This window comes from Mangrovicoccus algicola (assembly GCF_014903745.1).
Taxonomy (GTDB): Bacteria; Pseudomonadota; Alphaproteobacteria; order Rhodobacterales; family Rhodobacteraceae; genus Mangrovicoccus; species Mangrovicoccus algicola.
In genome coordinates, this window is sequence record NZ_JACVXA010000052.1 from 1 (window position 1) to 21,865 (window position 21,865).

The following is a 21,865-nucleotide window of genomic DNA, read 5'->3' on the forward strand; positions in this document are numbered from 1 at the left end:
GGCGGCCTCGCCATGCTGCGGCTGGGCGGGGGCGGCGGGCGCAGGCGGCGGGGACAGGAAATCCGCCTCCTCCAGCGGCGGCAGGATCGCCTCTTCCCCGCCGTCGCCGGGGCCCGGCCTGTCCAAGGCCGCATGGCCCGCCGGGGCGGCGGGGGGCCCCAGCAGGTCATCGAGGAAATCCTCCTCCGCGCCGGGCAGCCCGACCCCCGTCTCCGCTGCCGGGGCCGCCGTTGCCGGGGCGGCGGCCGGCGGCCCGGGAATGACGGCCGCAAGATCGATCACCAGCTCGTAGCTGCCGATGCACAGGATGTCGCCATCCTGCAGCAGTGCCGCCTCCTTGCCCAGGGGCACCTTGCCGTAATTGAGGAAGGTGCCGTTGGTCGAGAGATCGAAGGCCACCACGCCGCCCGCGCGCTCCTCCAGGACGCAGTGGCGCTTGGACACGACCCGGTCGGGATCGGGCAGCACCAGGTCGTTCTCGGCGCCGCGCCCGATGGTCAGCGACCCGCCGCTCATCCGCACCGGGCGGCCCTCGCCCGGCACGGTGCCGGTGGACTGGAACCTGACGGTCACTGCCATCGCCTCAGCCCCCCGTGATCACGGTGGGCGCGCCCATGATGATCGTGCCGCCCATTGCGCAGAGATCGCCCATCCGCGCGGCGGGCAGTTTCTGGATCATCACCGTCATCGAGCCCTTGGCGATCGGATGCGGCACCGGCGGCGCGGGGGGCGTGATCGACATGGTCATGTCGGTGACGCGCGCGGCCGGCAGCCCGCAGACGATCACCGTCATCGCGCAGGGCGGCAGGATCGGGCTGGGCGCGCCCATGGTGCAGGGCCCGGCATGGGGGTCGCTCAGGCGGGACTGGGGCGGCATCGCTCAGCCCTCCCTTGCCGGGACGCCGCGGCCCGAACCGCCGCGCGCGATATCCGCCGCCCGGTCGATCAGCACATCCGCCGCCGCCGCCAGGTCCGGTCCGTGGCATTCCAGCGCCATGACATTGACCCCGAACGCCGCCGCCGCCGCCCCGCCCGGCGGCGCCGCCATCTCGGCCAGGTGGCCGCCGCCCAGCCGCCCGTCGGCATAAAGCGCCGCCAGCGCGCAAAGCGACAGGTCATCCTCGGGCGGGGCGGCCTCCAGCGCCTGGGCCACGGCGGCCAGCGTCTCCTCGCCGGGGCGGAACACCCAGGCCTCGGCCGCCGCCAGCGTGCGCGGCGGCTCCGCCCCGGCACAGAGATCGCGCCCGGCCAGACAGGCCCACCAGACCCGTTCGCGCCCGGGCAGCGCCACCGACAGCAGCCGCAGCATGTCGACATATCCGCCCGCCGCCGCCAGCCCGTCCAGAACCTGCCCCACCCCGGCCGTGGCCGGCAGCGGCAGCCGCACGGCCAGCCGCGCATTCGCCCCCGCCAGCAGCCGCATCGCCGGTTCCGCGGGGATCTTGGTCAATTCGTCGAAACGCCCTGTCATCATTCCCGCCTCAGTTGATCAGCGTCATGCCGCCCTTGAGGATCAGGAGCCCGTCGCCCTTCACCTGGGTCATCGGCGATTTCGCCTCCAGCATCGCGGAGGCCTGGATCTTGATCATCGGCCCCTTGATCGTCACCCCCGAGGGATCGATCTTGATCGAGCTGGGCCCGACCTTCATCTCGATGCTCTGCATCGCCTCCTCCGCGATCTTGCCCGCGCTGCATTTCAGCGCGTAATTCCCCGCCCCCAGCGTCGTCGTCATGTTGCCCGCCTTCACGTCGCGGGTGACATTGCCCTGCCGGACCGTCAGCGCGACATTGCCCTGCACGGTCTCGGTCTGCTTGCCCTGGCTGACCTCCATGGTCTGGTCGCCCCTGGCCACGGTGAAGGCGTGGTTGCCCTCGGTGACGGTCTCGGTCAGGTTGTTCTGCACCGTCAGGGTCATGTCGCCCTTGTCCTTCTTCTCGGCGCCTATGGTGATGGTGGCGTCGTTCTTGACGATCTGGGTGAAATCCCGCTCTGCCTGGAGGCGCACCTGCTCCTCGCCCTTGCGGTCCTCGAACATCAGCTCGTTGAAGCCGCCGCCGCCCTTGGTGGAATTGGTGCGGATGCCGGACTGGGTCTTGGCCCCGTCCAGCGCCCAAGGCGGCATCGTGTCGGCATTGTACAGCATCCCCGTCACCAGCGGCCGGTCGGGATCGCCCTCCTCGAACTGCACCACCACCTCCTGGCCGATGCGCGGCACATGGATCATGCCCCAGCCGCGGCCCGACCAGGGCGTCATGTGGCGCACCCAGCAGGTGGCGGTCTCGTCCGCGCGGCCCAGCCGGTCCCAGTGGAACCGGATGCGGATGCGGCCGTATCTGTCGGTATGGATCTCCTCGCCCGCGGGGCCGGTGACGATGGCGGTCTGCACCCCGGCAATGGCCGGGCGCGGCGTGACCTGGGCGGAGCGGAAGGGCACCGACCTGGGCAGGGCGCGCAGCTGCACGTCGACATGGTCCTCGTCGGGATTGCCGCCCGCGCGCAGGATGCGTCGCCCCGCGCCGATGCCGCTGGCGGCGGTCGGATCGAATTTCCGCGCGGCGATGACGGTATGGGTCAGGCCGGTCACCAGGAAATCCTCGGAGGGCGCGCTGCGCTCGTGGCGCTCCAGCGTCAGCGTGCCGCCGCAGGTGAGGGCCGCGACATTGGTGCCTCCCGCATAGGTGGCGTGTTCGCAGGCCCGGCTTTCCATCTTCACCTTGGCATAGCGGTCGCCGTCGCCGGTCTCGGCGTAGAGGCCGGGATAGTCGTAGATCTCCAGATCCTTCAGCGCGTGCCGGCCTTTCGGGATCGCCTTGAGCGCCGTCAGGTCGGCGCGCGGCTTCTCGAAGTCGAAATCCGCCAGCGTCACCTTGCCGGGGGGCGCGGTCTCCGCCTCGTTCCAGGCATAGACATGGTCGGACTGGGTCGTGGTCGTCACGTCGCGGAATGCCAGGGGCAAGGCGGCCGGGACCGGGGCATGGGCCGCGGCGCTGTCGGCGAGAACCAGTCTCGTCCCCGCGGTCTCGTGCTCGAAGAAGTAGTAGATCCCCTCCTCCTCCATCAGGCGGGAGACGAAATCCAGGTCGCTCTCCCGGTACTGCACGCAGATCGTCCGGGTGCGGAAGGTCTCGGAGGTGCGGTCGATCAGCTCGCCCGAGAACCCGTATTCCGCGATCACCTCCCTGATGATCTCCAGCGCGGTCTTCTCCTGGAAGATCCGGCAGTCGCTGCGGCGCCCGAGGAACCACAGCCAGGGCCGCAGCTCCAGCCGGTAGAGCGCATGCCCCTGGTGGCTGCCAAGCGCCTCGGCGGAGATGACATGGCCGCTGAACTGCTTGTCGGGGCCCTGGCTGCGATGCAGCGTCACCCCCACCGGCCGTCCCACCAGATCGGCCAGCGTCACCCCCTTGTCGGGATGGACGAAATCGAGGCGCATCTCGCTGAGCCGTCCCAGCGCCTCGGTCATCACCAGCGCCACCGGGATCGCCGCGGCGCCCAGCGGGCCGGTCATGGTCATGGGCTGCGTCGTCGCTGCGGGCATGGGACGTCCTTTCCGCCTGTTACGGGCTGTCGGCAGGGTGCGGGGGCGGGGCGCGCGCGGCGCCGGGCCCGGTGGAGGGGCCTAGTCGAAATCATAGCTGAAGGCGCCGGCATCGACGTCGATGGCCACGCGGGCGACCTTCTCCCCGGCGATCATCCGCATCAGGAAGGCGCGGCTGATCTCGGGCAGCATCGTGTTCGTCACGATAGCATCGATCATGCGCCCGCCCGAGTCCAGTTCCCGGCAGCGCGCGACGATGGCCTCCACCACCGCGTCCGAACAGGTGAAGGGCACGCCATGGGTGGCCTCGACGCGGCGCCGGATCCGCTCCAGCTGCAGCCGGGTGATCTGGCCCAGCATGGCGGGGCTCAGCGGGTAGTAGGGGATCGTCACGATCCGGCCCAAGAGCGCCGCCGGGAATACCTTCAGCATCGGCTCGCGCAGCGCCTTGGCGATGCCCTCGGGTTCCGGCATCAGGTCGGGATCGGCGCACATGTCCATGATCAGCTCGGAGCCGACATTCGAGGTCAGCAGGATCAGCGTGTTGCGGAAATCGATCCGGCGGCCTTCGCCATCCTCCATCACCCCCTTGTCGAAGACCTGGAAGAACAGCTCGTGCACGTCGGGATGAGCCTTCTCGACCTCGTCGAGCAGCACCACCGAATAGGGTTTGCGCCGCACCGCCTCGGTCAGCACCCCGCCCTCGCCATAGCCGACATAGCCCGGCGGCGCGCCCTTGAGGCTCGAAACCGTATGCGCCTCCTGGTATTCGCTCATGTTGATGGTGATGACGTTCTGCTCGCCGCCATAGAGCACCTCGGCCAGGGCCAGCGCGGTCTCGGTCTTGCCGACGCCCGACGTGCCCGCCAGCATGAAGACGCCGATCGGCTTCGACGGGTTGTCGAGCCCCGCGCGGCTGGTCTGGATGCGCTTGGCGATCATCTCCATCGCGTGATCCTGGCCGATGACGCGTTTCGCCAGGTGACTGTCCAGATCCAGGACCGTCTGCATCTCGTCGCGCATCATCCGCCCCACGGGAATGCTGGTCCAGTCGCCGATCACCGCGGCCACCGCCTGGGCATCGACGATCGGCAGGATCAGCGGGGTCTCGTCCTGCAGCGCCGCCAGCTCGGCATTGGCCGCCCGCAGAGCGGCCAGCGCCGCCGCGCGATCCGGCCCGGCCAAGCCGTTGCCGACGATGTCGCCGCCCTCCGCAGCCTCCGGCGCGGTCTCGCCAGAGCCGGGGGCAGTGCTTCCGGACGCCGCCGCGCCATCGACGGCCGCCCCCCCCTCGCGCAGCCTCGCGCGCAGATCGAGGATGCGCGCCACAACGTCCTTCTCCGCCTCCCAGCGGGATTCCAGCACCTCCAGCCGCGCCGCCTCCTCCGCCTCGGCCCGCCGGATCGCGGCGCGGCGCGCCTCCACATCCTCGCCGACGCTCTCGTCGCGCGCGATGATCTCCAGTTCGGTCGCGAAGGCCTCCAGCCGCTTGCGCGCATCATCCACCTCGGCCGGCACCGCATGCTGGCTGACCGCGACGCGGGCGCAGGCGGTGTCGAGCACGCTGACCGACTTGTCGGGCAGCTGCCGCGCCGGGATATAGCGCGCCGACAGGGCGACCGCCGCCTCCAGACCCGCATCGAGGATCTGCACCTTGTGGTGGCTCTCCAGCATCGAGGCGATGCCGCGCATCATCAGCACCGCCTGCTCGATGCCCGGCTCCTCCACCTGCACGACCTGGAACCGCCGGGTCAGGGCCGGGTCCTTCTCGATATGCTTCTTGTATTCCGCCCAGGTGGTCGCGCCGATGGTCCTCAGCGTGCCGCGCGCCAGGGCGGGCTTCAAGAGGTTCGCCGCGTCGCCCGTGCCCGCCGCGCCGCCGGCCCCCACCAGCGTATGGGTCTCGTCGACGAACAGGATGATCGGCACGGGGCTGGCCTGGACCTCCTCGATCACCTGGCGCAGGCGGTTCTCGAACTCGCCCTTCATTGACGCCCCGGCCTGCAGCAGCCCGACATCCAGCGACAAGAGCCGCGCCTCCTTCAGCGCGGGCGGCACGTCGCCCCGCGCGATGCGCAGCGCGAAGCCCTCGACCACCGCGGTCTTGCCCACCCCCGCCTCGCCGGTGAGGATCGGGTTGTTCTGGCGGCGGCGCATCAGGATGTCGACGATCTGGCGGATCTCGGCATCGCGCCCGGTGATCCGGTCGATCCGGCCGTCGCGCGCCTGCTGCGTCATGTCGGTGCAGAACCGCGCCAGCGCCTCCTCGCGGCCCAGCTGCGCGGCGGGCATCGCCCCCGTTGCCGCCCCCGGATCGGTGCCGCGGCCCGACCCGTCCTGCGCGCGCAGGCTGTCCTCGGGCGATCCGGCGGTGATCGCGGCGAATTCCTCGACCAGGTCCTCGACCCGGATCTTGGCGAATTCGCGGCTGATCCCCAGAAGGATGCTGCGCAGCGCGGGGGTCTTCATCATGCCGATGACCAGATGGCCGCTGCGCACGTGATCGGTGCCAAATTGCAGCGAGCCGTAGAGCCAGCCCCATTGCACCGCCTCCTCGATATGGGCGCTGAGATCGCTGATCGAGGCGGCGCCGCGCGGCAGCCGGTCCAGCGCCGCGGTCATGTCGCGCGCCAGCACCGCGTCGTCGAGCCGGAAGCGGGCGAGGATCCGGTGCAGGTCGCTGTCGGGCTGCTGCAGGATCTGGAACAGCCAATGCGCCAGCTCGACATAGGGATTGCCCCTGAGCTTGCAGAAGACCGTCGCCTCGTCGATCGACTTGTAGCCGAGGCTGTTGAGCTTGCCGAACAGCGCGGCCCTGCTGATTTCCGCCATGATATCCTCCCTAGATCGCACCGATGGGCGCTGCCGCGGGCGGCGCCAGAACCAGGTCGCCGGCATCGCCGCCGGCCCGCCGCCGCCCCAGCCAGCTTGTCTGGCCGAGCCGGGTCTCCCGCCCCAGGCAGGCGCGCGGGACATCCTCCCGCCGCAGCACCAGGTTCAGGTCGAAATCCAGCGCCAGCCCGGCAAAGCTGCGCACCGCCGCGGCCAGCTGCGCCAGGGTGTCGCCCCCCGGCAGCATCCGGCAATACCCGGCCAGGTCCAGCGGCCCCAGGCGGATGCGGATCTTGGCGCTGCGGCTCCAGACGCGGCTGCCGATCACCGTGCCGCGGCCCAGCCCCGCCCGGCCCATCTGCCAGCGGTCATCCCGGGACAGCTCCAGCCAGGAGCCGCGGAATTCCTCCACCTCGACACCGGCGCCGAACTGCGCCGCCAGAAGCTGGCGCAGCCCCTCGGCATTCTTCGGTCCCTGCGACAGCAGCCCCGCGAAATGGCGCCGCGCCAGGTCGGGCAGGGCATCGCGCCCTGCCATGGCCCGCCCCGCGACGCCCGCGATGGCGGCCACGCGGGCCTCGAACCCGCCGCCCCCGGTGCCCCGATCCATCCCCGGGGCGGGCTGCGCCTCGGCCCAGGCGCGGTAGAACAGGCTCATCATCCGGTGCGTCAGCATGTCGGCAAAGGCCGCCAGCGTCGGGTCGCGGTGATCGCGCAGCCTTTCGCGGGCATATTCGGTCAGGTGCAGCGGCAGCGGCCCCTGCGGCCCCCAGAAGCCGAAGGCAAGGTTGCGCAGCTGCGCCGGGCGGCCCTCGGCGGCGGGCACGAAGCCCGAGATCGCGGAGGCCGGAAAGGCCAGTTCCGGATCCTGCCCCAGCCGCAGACCGTCCTGCGAGGGCAGCCGCGTGCGCCCCAGCGGCGCCTGCGCCTGCAGCCGGGCCTCCAGGAGACGCAGCGCAAGAAGGATGTGATAGGATCGGGGGTCGTCGGCGAATTGCGCGTAATGCGTCAGATCAGCCGCGCCTTCCCTGCTCTCGGGCGCCATCGGGCCACCTCTCCTCTGGTTTCCGTGCGCAGCACGGTTTCGGTGAAACTGTTCATGGTGACGTAGCGGGCGAGGAACCGCTCCAGCACGGCGCCCAGCAGATAGGCGCTGGAGCCCTCGAAGAAGCTCTCGTCGCAGGTCAGCTCGATCTCCAGCCCGCGCACCGCGGTCGACAGCACCTCGTCGACCATCCGCCGCGCGCAGGGCCGGGCGGCGACGCGCAGGATGCCCTCCAGCTGGCGTGCCAGCACCCGGTCCCCCTGCGGCGCGTGCAGTCCCAGCATCTCGCGCAGCGCATCCGCCGCCGTCCCGCCCTCGGTATCGACCAGCGACAGGTAGTTCAGGCTCAGCTGCGAGATCAGCCGCCAGGCGGTGTCGCCATCCTGCACGCCCGGGCGCGGCCGGGTGGGCGGGACCGGCGTGGCGATCTCCGCGACCGGCCCGCCATCGGCCAGCTGGAAGATGCCGCTGCCCCCCGTCGCCAGCAGCAGCGGCAGGTCGCGATTGCTGACCAGCGCGCGCACCGCAAGCTGGGCGAGATCGGCAGGCCAGGGCGCGGCGGCGGCATCGACGAGGTCCAGATAGAGCTCCGTGCCCGCGTAGGAGGACCGTGCACCGCGCAGCGCCTCGCCGCGGCCGCGGACCCGGACCCGGCGCCTCTGGGTGTAATAGGCGGGCCCGCCCGCGCGCAGCGGGGTGAAGCCGCCGGCCGCGAAAAAGGGCAGGAACTCGGTCCCGGCGGCGCCGTCGCTGCCGAAGCCCTTGACCGAGGTGACCGCGTGGATCTCGTGATCCAGCGGCGCGGTGCGGTCCACCACGACATGCTGCTCGACATCGGAGCGGCTGATCTGCACCCGGTCGCAGCGGCGCTCGAAGAGGTTGATCGCCGGGCTGCAATAGGGCGCGAATGTCTCGGGGCGCAGCATCCCCTCCGCCGCCGCGTTGCCATGCGACAGCAGCAGGTAGATATCGACCGCGCTGCCGGCGGCGCGGCCGATGGCCGGGGCCAGGCCCTGCAGCTCGAGGAAGCGGAACCGCCGCGGCATGGCGAAATACTCGCGGATCAGGCGGAACCCGTCGAAGCTGCGATCCGGCAGCGGCAGGAGCGCCTCCCCGGGCGCGAAGCCCATCGGCCGCGCGGCCGCGGCAGGCAGCGGCTGGACCCAGTCGGCCTGCGGATCGGCCGAACGGCCCGCCACGGCGCAAACCTCGTTGGCCAGCAACTCGTAGAGCATCCAGGCGGCGGCCTCCGTCCCGGCGACATAGAGCGGCAGCCGGTCCAGGCTCAGCCCCGCCAGGGGCGCGCCGCCATGGCGTTCCAGCCGCAGCCGGATCGCCGCGCGCGCGCCCTGCCCCGGCCCGCCCGGCAGGGCCAGCCCCGCCGCCACCAGCGCGCCCCGCCCCTCGACATACTCCGCCTCGGCGATCCTGACCGGCCACAGCGTCACGTCCTGCGAGGTGCGGAACTCGCAGCGCGTCGTGCTGCCCTCGGCCGGGCGCGCCGTCAACCGGCTGCCGCGGGCCAGCAGATGCCCATCGCCCAGGGCGGCATTCTCCATGTCGGGGACGAATTGCGCCACCATCATCGAGGGCACCGGCGCCAGGAATTGCGGATGCACGATCTCGAAGAGATGCGCGGCGAAGGCGGGATATTGCAGCTCCAGCTCCAGCTGGACCCGCGCCGCGAGGAAGGCCGATCCCTCCAGCAGACGTTCCACATAGGGGTCGAGAACCTCGGTCCCCTCCATCCCCAGCCGCCCGGCGATCTTGGGATAGGCCTCGGCGAATTCGGCGCCCATCTCGCGCAGATAGGCCAGTTCCGTCTCGTAGTGGCGCAGAAGGCGGCTGTCCATGTCTCAGCCCACCGCGTCGAGTTCGAGCGTGCCGGTGGTCAGGTCGACCTCGGAGCGCAAGTACAGGCTCAGCGGCAGCGGCTGCGCCCACATGTCGGCCCGGATGTCATAGCTGATGACCGTGCGGCGGGCATTCTCCTCGCTGCGCAGGATCACCTCCAGCGTGGCGGGATCGATGCGCGGCTCGAAAGTGGCGATGGCGCGGCGGATCGCGTCGCGGATCATCTCGGCGCGGGCGCTGACCGAGAAATTGCCCGCCACATCCGCCACCCCGTAATTCAGCACCGAGGCGGCGGCATGGGGATGGGCCGCGCCATCGAGCTGGTCATCGAGATTGCAGGTGTTCAGGAGCCAGCCCAGGTCGCGCTGGATGATGTCGCGCAGGCGGCGGGCATCGATCGCGCGGGCGCCGCGCGGCTCGGTGCGCTGGCCGGGGGCATCATCGGTCAGCCGGTCCAGAAGCGAGGGCTGGAGCCGGTCCTGAAGGCGGCGGTCACTCATCTGCGGCCTCCCCGATCTCCAGCAGGCGCAGCTCCAGCAGGGGGAACTCGCCCGTGTCGGTGGCCAGCATCCGCTGGCCGGTGCCGGTCCAGGTCCCGTCCCCCGCCTCCTGCCAGCGCGTGGCGCGCGCCAGCCTTTCGGCATCGCTGCCCGCCGCGGCGGTGCCGGGATAGCGCGCGGGAAGGAAGGCCGGGCAGTCGCCGCCCGCTTCCAGGGTGATCTGGCAGGGCATCCAGACCGCATCGCGCAGATCGGCCGGGGGCTCCGCCGCGATCCGGCGGATGGCGGCGAAGGGCAGCCAGTAATACTTGCCGTTGACCACCGCCTCCAGCACCGGGCCGAGGCGGCTGTCGGCATCGGCGATCCAAGCGAAAGGCGCGCCGTTCAGGCGGCCCGGGCTGGCAGGCGCGGCCGCGAAGGCGGTGTCGCGCAGCGCCGCCGCGGCGGCGGCATCGCCCGCGGCCAGCGGGCGCAGCGCCTCGATCAGGGTCGCGATCCAGCCGCCGGGCGCGCCGAGGACCAGGGGCTGCTTCTCGCCGGCGAAGACCTTCTCGCGGAAGACCTCGCACAGGATCGCCTCGCGGTAGGCCTGCGCCATCGGCAGCGCGGCGGCATCCATCTGCGCCGCCAGCCGCGCCTGGGCCAGCGCGCGGCTCCAGTCGCCGGTCAGGCACAGAAGCTGGAACAGGAAGATGCGCAGCCGCGCATCGGCAGGCGCGGCCCGGATGGCGGCCTGCAGCGCGGTCAGGCCCGCGCCCAGGTCTCCGTTGCGCACCAGGGTCTCGGCATCGGCGAGGGCTGTCGTCACGGTCGCGGCTCCTGCTGGGGAATTCGGGAAGGATCGCGGCCGGGACACGGGCCCCGGCCGCCTGCGCCTCAGCTCACTTCGGCGCGTTCTCGGCGATGTTCCACTTGAACTCCTTCGGCGTGCCGCCGGTGCCGTCCTTCTTCTGCTCGGTGTATTTCACCTCGACATCGCGGAAGTTGAAGGTGACGTTCTCGGTCAGCTTGTCCTCGCCGCCGGACCCGCCGGTGGAGACCGAGGTGACCAGCACGTCGGTCATGGTGATGATGAGGTATTCCAGCGGCTTCTTGCCCGCCTTGCGCACCGTCAGCACCGCTTTCTTGAAATGGTCGCCATTGGCGCAGTAGAGCGCCAGGACGGCCGAGGAATTGTCGATCCACTTGGTGACCGAGATATCCTGGAAGCTGGCCTTGCCCGAGCCGCCGCCGCCGCCGTGATGGAAGCTGCCGGACTGGCTGAGCCCCCAGGACCAGGCAAGCACGTCGATTTCCTTGGCGTGGTCCTTGTCCTGGGACTCGCCCTCGATTTCGCCCTCGATATTGAGGAACATGTCTACGGCCATGATGGCTCTCCTTCAGAAATGCTGGGGCATCGCGTGCCCGATGGGTCTGGAAAAACGGATCCGGCCGGCCTCCTCGCCGCCCGGACGGGGATCGCTCAGGTCTTCTCGGAGGGCAGCTTGGAAACCAGCCGCAGCGACACGGAGAGACCTTCGAGCTGGTAATGGGGGCGCAGGAAGAACTGGGACTTGTAATAGCCCGGGTTCGCCTCGTCCTCCTGCACCAGCACCTCGGCGGAGGCCAGGGGCTTGCGCGCCTTCTCTTCCTCGGAGGAGACCGAGGAGGAATAGTCGACGTATTGCTCGATCCATTTCTGCAGCCAGCGCTGCATGTCGTCCCGGCTCTTGAAGGAGCCGACCTTGTCGCGGACCATGCATTTGAGGTAATGCGCGAAGCGGCAGGTCGCGAAGAGATAGGGCAGCCGCGCGCCCAGCTTGGCATTGGCGGTCGCGTCCGGGTCGTCGTATTCGGCCGGGCGGTGCAGCGACTGCGCGCCGATGAAGGCGGCCAGGTTGGTGTTCTTGCGATGCACCAGCGGCATCAGCCCCAGCCGCGCCAGCTCGGCCTCGCGCCGGTCGGAAATGGCGATTTCCGTGGGGCATTTCATGTCCACCCCGCCATCGTCGGTGGGGAAGGTATGGGTCGGCAGGTTCTCCACCGCGCCGCCCGATTCAACCCCGCGGATGCGCGAGCACCAGCCGTATTCCTTGAAGGACCGGTTGATGTTCACCGCCATCGCATAGGCGGCATTCACCCAGGCGAACTTGTCGGAGGTCGCGCCGGACGTGTCCTCCTCGAAGGCGAATTCCTCCACCGGGTCGGATTTCGCGCCATAGGGCTGCCGCCCGAGGAAGCGCGGCATGGCGAGGCCCACATACTTGCTGTCCTCGCTTTCGCGCAGCGCGTTCCAGCCGGCATATTCGGGCGTCGAGGTGATCTTGGCCAGGTCGCGGGGATTGGCCATTTCCTGCCAGCTGTCGAATTGCAGCAGCGACGGTTCCGCCCCGGTGATGAAGGGCGAATGCATCGCCGCCGAGACCTTGGCGATCTCGCCCAGCAATTCCACGTCCGGCGGGCTCTGGTCGAAGTAGTAATCCCCCACCAGGCAGCCATAGGGTTCGCCGCCAAACTGTCCGTATTCCTCTTCGTACAGCTTCTTGAAGATGGGCGACTGGTCCCAGGCCGTGCCCTTGAACTTCTTGAGCGTCTTGTGCAGGTCCTTCTTGGAGATGTTGAGCACGCGGATCTTCAGCATCTCGTCGGTTTCGGTGTTGTTCACCAGGTGATGCAGGCCGCGCCAGGCGCTTTCCAGCTTCTGGAACTCCTCGTTATGCAGCACCAGGCTCATCTGTTCGCTCAGCTTGGCGTCGATCCCGGCGATCATGCTCTCGATCGAGGTCAGGACGTCATCCGAGATCAGCGCGGCATTCTCCAGCGCCTGCGCCGCCAGGGTCTTGACCGCGCCCTCGATGGCGGATTGCGCCGCATCGGTGCGGGGGCGGAATTCCTTCTGCAGCAGCGACGCGAAATCCGACTCCGCCACCGCGCCTGCGGCACCGGCCGCCTGGGTCTGGGTTGCCTCCTCGGCCATGGCTCAGTCCTCCCCTTCGGCGGGCTTCGCGGCCGCGGCCAGCGATTTCAGCAATTCGGGATTGTGGATCGCCTCCGACAGCAGCTCCTCGGCGCCGGGCTTGCCGTCCATGTAGGACAGCAGGTTCGACAGCGACTCGCGCGCCTCCAGCAATTCGCGCAGCGGCTCCACCTTCCGCGCGATGGCGGCGGGCGAGAAATCGTCCATGCTCTCGAAGGTCAGATCCACCGACAGGTTGCCTTCGCCGGTCAGCGAATTCTGCACCGTGAACTGCGCCCGGGGCTTCATCGCCTTCATGCGGTCGTCGAAATTGTCGACATCGATTTCAAGGAACTTGCGGTCGGCGATGCCCGGCTGGGCGACCTCCGACTTGCCCGCGAGATCGGCCATGACGCCCATCACGAAGGGCAGCTGGACCTTCTTCTCCGCACCGTAGAGCTCCACGTCATATTCGATCTGAACGCGCGGCGCCCGGTTGCGGGCAATGAATTTCTGCGAACTTCCCATCCTGTTCTCCCTGACTGGCTTTCACCGCAGCTCCGGGATGGAGCCAAATGAACTGCTGTTATCTGGTCGTCGTCCCGGCCCCGGCGCCGGTTCAAAAAAACATCCGGGTCTGCGGAAACCGTCCGGCACGTCCGGAACGGCCGTCATGGCCGTCCCCCATGGGTCGCCGCAGTCCCCGGGGGGGTTCAAAATTTATTCTTCGGCATCCTCGATGCCGCCGATGAGATAGACATTCTCGACCCCCAGCGGGGCCATGTCCTTCATGATGGTGACGAAATCCGCGCCGATCAGGCGCCGCGCCCGCTCCAGCAGGATGGGCAGCGGGCTGGAGGGTTCGTGCCTGCGGTAATATTCGAGGATCCGGTCCAGCGCCTGGCGGACATCGGCGGGCGTGCTGATCGCCCCGGCCGGGCGGCGCGCCGCCGCCGGGGCGTCCGCGCCCGGAACCGCCGCACCCTCCGCCTCCGCCCCGGGCGCCTCCTGCGGATCCCCGGCGCCGGCTTCCTCCTCCAGCCGCTGCACAGCCTTGAAGAGAAGCCGCGTCAGCGGCGCCAGATCCGGCCCCTGCCCCGGCACCCGGGCGTCGAACACCGCCTCTATGGCGCGCACGTTCTCCAGCGCCCGGCGGGCGGCGGCGGCGATGGCCGACAGCGCCGCAGGATCGGTATCGCGGAAGGCCGCCGCGACCGCCGCCGGATCGGCGAAGGCCGCGCCGCCCTCGGGGGCCTCGCGTTCGCCCTCGGCGATCTCGAGATCCGGCAGGGTCACGCGCCCGAAGGCCGAGGAGAGCGTCAGCGGCGCGAGGCGGACCGCGCGCAGCACCGTCATCCCGTCCGCAAGCCCGGCCAGCGCGTTGATCCGGTAGCCCGCCACATCATCGGGATCGTCCGGGTCCAGCGGCGGATGGCAGCTGTCCCAGAACTGCTCCAGCGCGCCGCGCAGGTAATCCGTGCCCTCGGCGAGCCCCTCGAACCCGCGCGTCATCGCAGCGGCATGGGTGAACAGGACCGCCGCCCGCAGATCGTGGCAGCGTTCCAGCACCTGCGTCGCGCGCAGCGCCACGTCGCGGTGGTCGGGTTCCGTCGCCGCGAGGATCTCGTTTCCCGCCTGGCGTTCCTCCCCGGGGCGGGCGGCGCGCTCCAGCGCCTGGAAATCCTCGTCATATTCCGGGTTCGGGCCGCTGGGCGCCGCGTCGGAGAAGGCGGTGAGAAGGTCGAGTACTGGCATGGTGATGTTCGTCTACTGGATTCGTCCGGGACTGACTGTGACTTTGGGCACTGAACCGGAAACAATACTAAGATACATGTATTCAGGTCGCCAAGGTGAGGCGATCTTGCCCCAGCGTCAGATTTCCCGCAAGAGCAAAGCGGGACCCTGTCGGGACGCAGGGGCCCAGCAGGGAGGATGCAGATGACCCCAGATCACGCCGGACCGCCGGGCAAGGCCGAAGGCGCGGCCCGCATGCGCGCCGACATTGTATCCCTTAGGGAGACAATAACCGAAAACGCCCGCAAGATCTGCGAAATCCTCGGGCCGGGGCGCAAGGTCGATGCCGCGCGGCTGAATCTGCTGCTGCTGGAGACCGCGCGGCTGGTGCATGACGGACACCGGCTCCTGGCCGATGGCGGCAGGCTGCGCGCAGAGGATCTTGAAGCGGCGGCCGGGGATCGCGCGGCCGGGGCGGAGGCCGCCCGCGCCTGGGCGCAGCTGGGGATGCCGGTCAACCAGCTGCGGCTGGAACTGAACCGCTGGCCGGTCATCGACGCGATGCTGCGCCCGCAGGTCCGCCATCGCCGCCAGCCGCTGATCGACGATCCCGACAGGCTGCCGCCGGTGGCGGCCATGCGCGAACGGGTCTCCGACCGGCTCTTCGCGCAGCTGCATGCCCTGCTCAACGAGGAGGAGCAGGATCCCGCCGCGCGCGAGCATGGCTGCTTTGCCGACATCCCGCTAGCCCAGAGCCTGTTCCTGCGCGAGATGCATGCCGCGCGGCGCTGCCTGATCGCGGCGCGGCCGGGCCGGCCGATGCGGTTTCTCGATATCGGCTGCGGCGCGGGGCTGAAGGTGATCTCGGCCGCGCCCTATTTCGACCGATGCGCCGGGCTGGAATACGATCCCGGCTATGCCGCGCGGGCGCGCGGCCTGTTCGCCGGACTGCCGCATGACCGCTGCCGGGTGATCGAGGGCGACGCGCTGAGCTTTGCGGGATACGGCGATTTCGACGTGCTGTATTTCTTCCGCCCGATGCGCGACGACGCCACCCTGGCGCGGCTGGAGGCCCGGATCGCGGCCGGGGCCCGGCCCGGCACGCTGCTGGTGGCGCCCTACCGGATCTTCGCCACCCGCGCCGCCGATCTGGGCTGCGCGCATGTCGCGGGACATGTCTGGCTGGCCGGGGCCGATGCGCGCCGGGCGGACCGGCTGCGCCGCGCGGCCGAGGCGATCGGCACCGGCCTGCCGCTGGACAGCGACGGCAACGTGCCGCTGGTCTGGGACCCGCTGGTGCGCGCCTCGCGGCTGCGCGGCCATGAACCGGGTCTCGCCGCCGGGCCGCGCCACGGCGATCCCAATGGCTGAGCCGGGCGCCGCTCAGGCAGGCCGAACCCGGCCTCGAGCACCTCTGCGGCCCCAAGCGCCACGTCCTCGCGAAACCGCGCGGCGGCCAGCGGGACTCCGGACGGCACGCCCGCCGCGCGCCGCCGGACACGGACAGGCCCGGCAGCGGCAGCGCGATCCAGCTCCGCTCCCGCGCGGTCAGGACCCCGGAGCCGCCCTCCGCCTCGGCCGCAGCCGGGCCTGCCGACTGCCTCGCGAATTTCGCCGGCTGCTGTGCATGCCGGCGCACAAGCTGCAGGCGGCAATGGTGCCGCAACCGCCCGAGGCATGTTTCTTCGCCATCGCCCTCGCCGCAGCCGCCATCTGCGGGCCATGCGTCCCGCGCCACAGGCGGCGCGTGCTGCGACATGAGCCGAGCAAAGCCAGCGCAAGCCAAGCTTGATCCGGCGCGGAAAATCACATAAAGACCGCCACAAGCCAATTCCTGACTGTAAAAGTCGCGTATTAGCCAGCCCCCGCATATCGCAAATATCGCTGCTCCCGATGGCCCTTCTGCCACACCGGGTCTTGCGCGCGCCTCTGCAAGGACTGTCCGATTGCACCATCTCTCTGCCCCCTCCCTCTACGACCCCCAGCTCGAACACTCCTCCTGCGGTGTCGGGTTTCTCACCCGCAAGGACGGGGTCCAGACCAATGACGTTCTGGTCAGGGGGCACGAGGCGCTCTGCGCCGTGCCGCACCGGGGCGGCATGTCCTCCGAAGGGGTGGGCGACGGGGCGGGGATCAGCGTCGATCTGTCGGTGGCGTTCTTCTCGAAACATACCGGGCGCAAGCTGAAGCCCGGCCGCTTCGGGGTCGGCAACTTCTTCCTGCCCGCCGATGCCGCGCAGCGTCCGCGCGCCGAGGCGCTGGTGACGCAGGTGCTGGACGGGCACGGATTCGAGATCCTCGCCCGCCGCGCCCTGCCGGTCAATGACGCGGCGATCGGGCCGCGCGCGGTGAAATGGCAGCTGCCCATCGAGCAATGGATCTTCGCCGCGCCCGAGGGGCTGGAGGGCCAGGCGCTCGACGCCCGCATCCATCGCGCGCTGCTGGACATCGAGGCGGTCGCCTATACCGTGCCCGAGCTTGACGGGCTTTATCCGCTGTCGCTGTCGCGGCGCACGCAGGTGTTCAAGGGGCGGCTGAACTCGTGGGAGATCATCCCCTATTTCGGCGATCTGTCCGACCCGGATCATGCCGTGCACACCATGTATTTCCACACGCGGTTCTCCACCAACACCGACCCGCATCCGACCATGGCGCAGCCCTTCCGCCTCATGGCGCATAACGGCGAGCTGAACACCGACAAGAAGAACCGCCTGTCCGAGGCGGCCATCGCCCTTGCCCGCAACACCGCCATCGTGCGCCCGCGCGGCCAGTCGGATTCGTGCCGTCTGGACCAGACGCTCAATGGCCGGGTCTATGACGAAGGGCTCGACCTGGTGGCGGCGGTGGTCGCGATGATGCCCCCCGCCTGGGAGAATGACACCCGCCTGTCCCGGCCCGTGCGCGACATGCTGGAATATTTCTCGCTCTACGAGGAGAAGAATGACGGGCCTGCCGCGCTTGTCTTCGGCAATGGCGAGATCATCGGCGCGCGTCTCGACCGGCTCGGCCTGCGCCCGCTGCGCTCGGTCGAGACGGATGACTATCTTGCGGTGATGTCCGAGGCCGGGCAGATCAGCTTCCCGCCCGAGACCGTCACCCGCCGGGGCCGGGTCGAGGCGGGCGGCATGATCTATTACGATCACGGGGCAAAGCGCATCGTCGAGACGCGCGAGGCGCTGGAGACGCTGGCAGCGCAGAAGGACTATGCCGCCCTCCTGCTGGCCGCGCGCACCCATCTGGACGATCTGCCCGAGCCCGAGGCCGATCCCGGGCAGGCCGCCGACCGCTACGAGGGCGATTTCAACCGGGCCGCCCGCTATGTCGCCTATACGCTCAACCAGGAAAGCTTCCGCTTCCTGATGGACCCGATGCTTCAGACCGGGGTCGAGAAGGTTTCGGCCATGGGCTATGGCAATGCGATCAATGCGCTGTCGGATAACGAGGGCGGCGTGGCGAAGTATTTCAGCCAGCGTTTCGCGCAGGTGACGAACCCGCCGCTGGATTCCATCCGCGAGGCGGATGGCATGACCCTGCGCGTGAGCCTCGGCGAAAAGCCCCATCTTGGGCAGGCGCGCCACCCCCAGATCGTCATCGACAGCCCGGTGCTGCGCATGGCCGACGTGCTGAAGATCAAGGCGCAGACGGCGACCCCCTGGGCGCGGTTCGACATGCTCTATCAGCCGGTCCTCGACGATGCGGCGGCGAATGAGGCCGCGCTGGAGGCAGCCTTCGACCGGCTCGCGGCCGATGTGGCGCGCTTTGCCCGCGACACCGGCGGCATCGCCATCGTCACCGACCGGCACACCAGCCGCGCCCTTGCGCCGCTGCCGATGACCCTTGCGGTCTCGGCGATCAACCAGAAGCTGATCGAGGAGGGGCTGCGGTTCAAGGTGTCGCTGGTGGTGGAATGCGGGCAGATCTGCTCGTCGCATCACATCGCCTGCGCGCTCGGCTTCGGGGCGGCGGCGGTCTATCCGCTGGGCGTGCGGATGCGGGCCGAGGAACTGAATGGCGGCGAGACGCCGGAGTGCACCACGGCCTTCCTGAAATTCCGCAAGGCCGCCGAAAAGGCGCTGATGAAGACCATGGGCAAGGTCGGGCTCTGCACGGTCGAAAGCTATTCGGGCGGCGAATTCTTCGAGCCGAATTTCCTCGATACCGGCGACCGCGTGCTGCGCCGCTACTTCCCCAACATGAAGACGCCAGTGGGCGGGGTGCGCTTTGCCACCATCGCGCAATCGGTGGCCGACTGGCACGCCCGCGCCCTGACGGTGACCTCGGAGGCCGATATCCCCATGCTGGGCCTGTTCAAGGAACGCGCCGAGGGCGCCGGCCACAGCTATGGCGTGACGGCGGTGCGCGGCTTCGTCGACCTGACCGAGGAGAAGATCGCCTTCGACCGGGGCGGCGACGAGATCGACCCGCTGCGCCTTCTGACCCTGCGGCAGATGGACGACGCGTTCGGCATCTCCGACGAGGGCTATGTCAATACCAGCTTCGACCGGCTGACCAAGGCGCAGATCGACGGTTTCGCGATCACGCCGGGCTATCGCGATTTCAGCCGGATGATGGCCGAGGAACGCGCCCGCCGCCCCGCCGCGCTGCGCGATGTGCTGGCCTTCCCGGCGGATATCACCTTTCTGGACAAGGTGGCCGACATCAAGCGCGAGATGATGCTGTTCAACCGCGCGGGCACCCCGACCTTCGTGATCCGCGGCCTCGATGTGGTCGATCTTGGCGAAGGGCAGTTCCTGATGGCGCTGACCGGGCCGAAGGCGCTGGATATCGGGCGGCTCGACGCGCTGCGCCAGACGCTGGTGCAGCGCTTCGGCGCCGATATCGAGGGGCATCACATCCAGGGCGGCGAGCTGAAGATCGCGGCGAAGGGCATGGCGCTGGATTACATCTCGCGCATCCGCCCCGCGCCCCAGCGCCTCCCGCTGGACGAGGTGCAGCCCGCCTCCGAGATCACCCCGACGCTTGCCTCGGGCGCCATGTCGCACGGCGCGCTGGTGGCCTCGGCCCATGAGGCGGTGGCGCATGGCACCAACATGGTCGGCGGCATGTCCAATTCCGGCGAGGGCGGCGAGCACATCTCGCGCTATGGCACCATCCGCGCCAGCCGGATCAAGCAGTTCGCCTCGGGGCGCTTCGGGGTCTGGGCGGGCTATCTGGCAGAGCCGAACCTGTCCGAGATCGAGATCAAGATCGGCCAGGGCGCCAAGCCCGGCGAGGGCGGCCAGCTTCCCGCGCCCAAGGTGACGGTCGAGATCGCCGCCGCCCGCGGCGGCACGCCGGGGGTCGAGCTGATCTCGCCGCCGCCGCATCACGACACCTATTCCATCGAAGACCTCGGCCAGCTGATCCACGACGCCAAGGCGGCGCGGGTGCGGGTCATCGTCAAGCTGGTCTCCTCCGAGGGCATCGGCACCATCGCCGTCGGCGTCGCCAAGGCGGGGGCGGACGTGATCAACGTGGCAGGCTCCACCGGCGGCACCGGGGCGGCGTCGGTCACCTCGCTGAAATATACCGGCCGCGCCGCCGAGATCGGCATCGCCGAGGTGCATCAGGCGCTTGTGGCCAACCGCATCCGGCAGAAGGTCTCCCTGCGCTGCTCGGGCGCGATGCAGACCGGATCGGACGTGGTGAAGGCCGCGCTCCTGGGCGGCGACAGCTTCGAATTCGGCACCACCGCGCTGATGATGCTCAAATGCGTCATGGCGAAGAACTGCAACATCAAGTGCCCGGCGGGGCTGACCACCAATCCCGAAGCCTTCGACGGCGATCCCCGCGCGCTGGCGCAGTATCTGCTGAACATCGCCCATGAGGTGCGCGAGATCCTCGCCGATCTGGGGCTGTCCTCGCTGCGCGAGGCGCGCGGGCGGGCGGATCTTCTGCACCTGCTGGATCATCCCTCCTCCGTCGGACAGCTGAACCTGCGCGCGATGCTGCAATACATCCCCGAAAACCCGATGCAGGATCCGGTCTATCTCGAACGCGATTACGCCGTCGACGACGCGCTGCTCGAACAGGTGCAGGCGCGGCTGATCGAGGGCGGCGAGACGGCGATCACCCTGCGCCCCAACGCGCCCCTGAACAACCGCAACAAGTCGGTCGGCGGCCAGCTTGCCATCGACATCGAGCGGATGCTCAACCACCAGCTCGCCCGGCGCCCCGCCGCCGCCTTCGAGGACGGGCGCGGCCGGCGCTATCTGGATCATCGCGCGGTGACGGTGGCGACCCAGGGCTCGGCCGGGCAGAGCTATGCCGCCTTCTGCAACGACGGCATGGTGATGGACCATACCGGCACCTGCAATGACGGCGTCGGCAAGGCGGCCTGCGGCGGCGAGATCATCGTGCGCGCCCCGCTCGGCGGCGGCCGGGGCGACGGCGAGAACGTGCTGATCGGCAATTTCGCCCTGTTCGGCGCGACCGGGGGACGGCTTTTCGTCGAGGGGCAGGCAGGCGACCGCTTTGCCGTGCGCAATTCCGGCGCGACGGCGGTGGTCGAGGGCGTGGGGGATTTCTGCGCCGAATACATGACCAACGGCGCGATCCTGAACCTTGGCGGCTTTTCCAAGGGCTTCGGCAACGGCATGTCCGGCGGCTTCGCCTATCAATACGACCCGCAAGGGCGGCTGCCGGGGATGATCAGCCACGATTCGGTGTTCATGGGCACCCTCGCAGATGGCTCGGAGCAGGCCGCAATCCACCGCGCCGCCGTGCGCCAGCTGCTGGACTGGCACATCGAGGCGACGGGCTCGGCGCGCGCGCAGGAGATCGCCGGGCGCTGGGACGAGGTGCTGCCGCAGATGGCCTGGGTCATGCCCAAGGCGCTGCTGCAATATCAGGACGCGGACGCGATCCTTGCGGCGAAGACCGCCAAGGAGCTGACCGAGGAACTCTCGACCGCGCTGGCCGCCCATCAGGTGGCCGAACTCAAGCGCGCGTGGAAGCGCGCCCGCCCGGTGCATCGCGGCGCCCTGCCCGCCTATGGCGAGACCGACACGCCCGAGATGTTCCGGCTGCTCAACAGCTACACCGTGCTCGAGGCGGCGCAGCAGATCGCGCGCAAGCGCGCGGGCAAGACCGCCGGCCAGGGCGCCATCGACAAGACCGCGCGCAACCTGGTCCTCACCGAGGATTTCGCGCTGATGACGGCCCTGGCCAAACATGCCCGCACCGCGATCGCCGGTTACGACCAGGCCGGGCTGGCCACGCTGGTCGCGAACAAGCGGCTGGCGGATTTCAAGAAGGCGCTGTCGATGCGCAACATCCTGAGCATGGACAGCCCCGGCACCTATGCCTGGATCCTGCATCAGGACGGCAAGAACCGAAGCGCGCTCGGCACCATCCCGAGCTTTGACGAGATGTTTGCAGGCGCGGCCCTGCCGGACCTCATGGCACGCATTGCGGCGGAGTAAGA

Annotated in this window: 15 protein-coding genes; 2 read left to right on the forward strand and 13 right to left on the reverse strand. The window is 69.6% G+C overall.

All coding sequences use genetic code 11. The features are described from left to right. The 13 genes from ICN82_RS21365 to tssA all read right to left on the reverse strand — a co-directional run. Nucleotides 1-579: FHA domain-containing protein (locus ICN82_RS21365; RefSeq protein WP_226898525.1), on the reverse strand; the 579-nt coding region annotated here is incomplete at its 3' end. A 4-nt stretch (nt 580-583) separates the two neighbouring features. After that, nucleotides 584-877, reverse strand: a complete 294-nt coding sequence (locus ICN82_RS15480; protein WP_193184425.1) for a PAAR domain-containing protein — start codon at nt 875-877, stop codon at nt 584-586. Between the two features lie 3 nt (nt 878-880). Further along, the gene (locus tag ICN82_RS15485; protein ID WP_193184427.1) at nt 881-1,474 is read right to left on the reverse strand and encodes a DUF6931 family protein; all 594 of its coding nucleotides are present in this window, start codon (nt 1,472-1,474) and stop codon (nt 881-883) included. A gap of 7 nt (nt 1,475-1,481) precedes the next feature. After that, nucleotides 1,482-3,539, reverse strand: a complete 2,058-nt coding sequence (locus ICN82_RS15490; RefSeq protein WP_193184429.1) for a type VI secretion system Vgr family protein — start codon at nt 3,537-3,539, stop codon at nt 1,482-1,484. Nucleotides 3,540-3,620: 81 nt separating this feature from the next. Then, a complete protein-coding gene (gene tssH / locus ICN82_RS15495; protein ID WP_193184431.1) occupies nt 3,621-6,371 on the reverse strand; it encodes a type VI secretion system ATPase TssH in 2,751 nt (916 codons plus the stop codon). A 10-nt stretch (nt 6,372-6,381) separates the two neighbouring features. Then, on the reverse strand, nt 6,382-7,416 hold the full coding sequence (gene tssG / locus ICN82_RS15500; protein ID WP_193184433.1) for a type VI secretion system baseplate subunit TssG: 1,035 nt from the start codon (nt 7,414-7,416) through the stop codon (nt 6,382-6,384). Beyond that, complete coding sequence (gene tssF, locus ICN82_RS15505; protein ID WP_193184435.1) at nt 7,380-9,269, reverse strand: type VI secretion system baseplate subunit TssF; 1,890 nt, start codon at nt 9,267-9,269, stop codon at nt 7,380-7,382. Before tssF ends, tssG begins: the two co-directional genes overlap by 37 nt. Nucleotides 9,270-9,272: 3 nt before the next feature. Beyond that, nucleotides 9,273-9,770, reverse strand: coding sequence for a type VI secretion system baseplate subunit TssE (tssE, locus tag ICN82_RS15510; RefSeq protein WP_193184437.1), 498 nt, complete (start codon nt 9,768-9,770; stop codon nt 9,273-9,275). Continuing rightward, a complete protein-coding gene (locus tag ICN82_RS15515) occupies nt 9,763-10,578 on the reverse strand; it encodes a type VI secretion system accessory protein TagJ (RefSeq protein ID WP_193184439.1) in 816 nt (271 codons plus the stop codon). Before ICN82_RS15515 ends, tssE begins: the two co-directional genes overlap by 8 nt. Before the next feature lie 73 nt (nt 10,579-10,651). After that, the gene (locus tag ICN82_RS15520) at nt 10,652-11,137 is read right to left on the reverse strand and encodes an Hcp family type VI secretion system effector (protein ID WP_193184441.1); all 486 of its coding nucleotides are present in this window, start codon (nt 11,135-11,137) and stop codon (nt 10,652-10,654) included. 95 nt (nt 11,138-11,232) lie between these two features. Continuing rightward, nucleotides 11,233-12,726 (reverse strand): type VI secretion system contractile sheath large subunit, encoded by a 1,494-nt coding sequence (gene tssC / locus ICN82_RS15525; protein ID WP_193184443.1) that lies wholly within the window; start codon nt 12,724-12,726, stop codon nt 11,233-11,235. Nucleotides 12,727-12,729: 3 nt separating this feature from the next. Next, nucleotides 12,730-13,233 (reverse strand): type VI secretion system contractile sheath small subunit, encoded by a 504-nt coding sequence (gene tssB, locus ICN82_RS15530; RefSeq protein WP_193184445.1) that lies wholly within the window; start codon nt 13,231-13,233, stop codon nt 12,730-12,732. A gap of 192 nt (nt 13,234-13,425) precedes the next feature. Beyond that, nucleotides 13,426-14,460 carry a type VI secretion system protein TssA gene (tssA, locus tag ICN82_RS15535; protein WP_193184447.1) on the reverse strand — a complete coding sequence of 345 codons (1,035 nt, stop codon included), beginning with the start codon at nt 14,458-14,460 and terminating at the stop codon, nt 13,426-13,428. A 183-nt stretch (nt 14,461-14,643) separates the two neighbouring features. Between tssA and ICN82_RS15540 the strand changes: the two genes are divergently transcribed. Together ICN82_RS15540 and ICN82_RS15545 are read left to right on the forward strand one after the other, a co-directional pair. Further along, a complete protein-coding gene (locus ICN82_RS15540; protein ID WP_193184449.1) occupies nt 14,644-15,810 on the forward strand; it encodes a methyltransferase domain-containing protein in 1,167 nt (388 codons plus the stop codon). A gap of 575 nt (nt 15,811-16,385) precedes the next feature. Next, complete coding sequence (locus tag ICN82_RS15545; RefSeq protein WP_193184451.1) at nt 16,386-21,863, forward strand: glutamate synthase-related protein; 5,478 nt, start codon at nt 16,386-16,388, stop codon at nt 21,861-21,863. The last annotated feature ends 2 nt before the right edge of the window (nt 21,864-21,865 follow it).

Bases quoted from the DNA above. Each gene is read 5' to 3' on its own strand.
- ICN82_RS15520 (WP_193184441.1), bottom strand. From the start codon at position 11,137: ATGGCCGTAGACATGTTCCTCAATATCGAGGGCGAAATCGAGGGCGAG.
- ICN82_RS15540 (WP_193184449.1), top strand. From the start codon at position 14,644: ATGACCCCAGATCACGCCGGACCGCCGGGCAAGGCCGAAGGCGCGGCC.
- ICN82_RS15480 (WP_193184425.1), bottom strand. From the start codon at position 877: ATGCCGCCCCAGTCCCGCCTGAGCGACCCCCATGCCGGGCCCTGCACC.
- tssC (WP_193184443.1), bottom strand. From the start codon at position 12,726: ATGGCCGAGGAGGCAACCCAGACCCAGGCGGCCGGTGCCGCAGGCGCG.
- tssB (WP_193184445.1), bottom strand. From the start codon at position 13,233: ATGGGAAGTTCGCAGAAATTCATTGCCCGCAACCGGGCGCCGCGCGTT.
- tssF (WP_193184435.1), bottom strand. From the start codon at position 9,269: ATGGACAGCCGCCTTCTGCGCCACTACGAGACGGAACTGGCCTATCTG.
- tssA (WP_193184447.1), bottom strand. From the start codon at position 14,460: ATGCCAGTACTCGACCTTCTCACCGCCTTCTCCGACGCGGCGCCCAGC.
- ICN82_RS15485 (WP_193184427.1), bottom strand. From the start codon at position 1,474: ATGATGACAGGGCGTTTCGACGAATTGACCAAGATCCCCGCGGAACCG.
- tssH (WP_193184431.1), bottom strand. From the start codon at position 6,371: ATGGCGGAAATCAGCAGGGCCGCGCTGTTCGGCAAGCTCAACAGCCTC.
- tssG (WP_193184433.1), bottom strand. From the start codon at position 7,416: ATGGCGCCCGAGAGCAGGGAAGGCGCGGCTGATCTGACGCATTACGCG.
- tssE (WP_193184437.1), bottom strand. From the start codon at position 9,770: ATGAGTGACCGCCGCCTTCAGGACCGGCTCCAGCCCTCGCTTCTGGAC.
- ICN82_RS15490 (WP_193184429.1), bottom strand. From the start codon at position 3,539: ATGCCCGCAGCGACGACGCAGCCCATGACCATGACCGGCCCGCTGGGC.